The organism is Enterobacter sp. 50793107 (assembly GCF_001463365.1).
Taxonomy (GTDB): Bacteria; Pseudomonadota; Gammaproteobacteria; order Enterobacterales; family Enterobacteriaceae; genus Enterobacter; species Enterobacter cloacae.
This window is the reverse complement of the sequence record NZ_LNII01000149.1, coordinates 1-1,360: the sequence shown is the minus strand read 5'-3', so window position 1 is coordinate 1,360 and position 1,360 is coordinate 1. Positions and strand designations below refer to the sequence as shown.

2 protein-coding genes are annotated in these 1,360 nt (G+C 52.4%); both read left to right on the top strand.

The window, feature by feature from the left end:
• On the top strand, window positions 1-70 hold a 70-nt coding region (locus tag APU11_RS28990; protein ID WP_225368327.1), incomplete at its 5' end, for a hypothetical protein.
• 345 nt (window positions 71-415) lie between these two features.
• Window positions 416-808 (top strand): hypothetical protein, encoded by a 393-nt coding sequence (locus APU11_RS19255; RefSeq protein ID WP_000341066.1) that lies wholly within the window; start codon window positions 416-418, stop codon window positions 806-808.
• The last annotated feature ends 552 nt before the right edge of the window (window positions 809-1,360 follow it).

The following is a 1,360-nucleotide window of genomic DNA, read 5'->3' as shown; positions in this document are numbered from 1 at the left end:
TATGGCCCTGGTACGAGCGCTGAACAAAATGACGAAAGCAGGTATGCCTGAAAGCGTGCGTATTACCTGAAAACACAACCCGCTACGGGGGAGACTTACCCGAAATCTGATTTATTCAACAAAGCCCCTTACCGCGACAGTAAGTAACAGGGGCTGCATAAACCGGTCATTTAGTCCGTTATGCAAAAATTATTGAGGATCCGGGCTGTTAAACTGTTCTTCCTCTTTCGCTTCCGGTGAAAAGGGGAGGTGTCACCCTGCGAGCCCGTGTAGTGAAAGGGATTCGTCGTAATACAGGCCAAAGGCTAACATGACCGCAAAGGACGCCCGGGCGACCGGATACCTGCCGGGTTGTGCGATGTAAAATCCGGAAGCAGTGATAACACAAACAGGCCCCTACAGCGTAAGGATTGTGATGGACGATAAAGAGCAGTTTACGAATCTTGTGGCAAAGCATGCCTCCGGACTCACCGAAGAGCAGCTGGCCGGGTACGATGCCTGTTCCCTGGATGGTGAATGCGTCACGCCTTCATACGAGGTTTTCCGGGGGTATCGTACCCGCCACACACTGGATGAATTTCTGGAGATGGCCATATCGCTGAATGCCATCCACCCGGATGAATATTTAACGGATATGCTGCTGAAGCCTCATGAGGTGATCGGCGCTCTGGCCGATGAAGGCGACCAGCTGAACAACGCCACCCCGGTTTATTTCTTTCCGGATACCGGCGTCTATGCAGCGGCCGTTAGTGAAACCCGGGTGCTCGATGCCTGGCTTTGCTGGCCATGCTACCCGGCGAACTGGTAACGCGGCCGTTGGAATTGCACCGGCCGGATACGAATTTAACCGACCCCGTGGCGGGAAGGCTATCAGAGTTGCATGTCCTCATCCCTCAAGCCCCCTGCCAGGCCCCAACGTGCTGTCAGGCTTCGCCTGATTCCCGATCTGCGCCGATACTTCAGCCGATAACTTTTTGTTTTCTTTTTATTTTCTTCCCATTTCCTCAAAAATCGCGGGCGGCGTGGACAGGGCACCATTGCCGCATGTGGGGTCTTAATAAGGGCAGGGTGGTCAGTTTTGCTCGATGCCAGGGGTAGGCCCTCCCCTTCATGGGATGAGGACATGCAAGTAAGCTAACTATCTGAAATGACGAAGGTTCATTTGGTGAATGTCGCTTCATATTAATGTTGTGTCACTTATGATCGTATGTAGCTGGTTGGGGTCGTCTCAGAAAACGGAATCTATGGTCACTCCCGTTTTTGCAACACCGATTTTGACGACAAGTTGGCTTGCTTGAATCTATCCGGCGTCTGAATGGGATTTTATTCCCGCGCCTTGATGAGTTCCGCGCCTGATGAA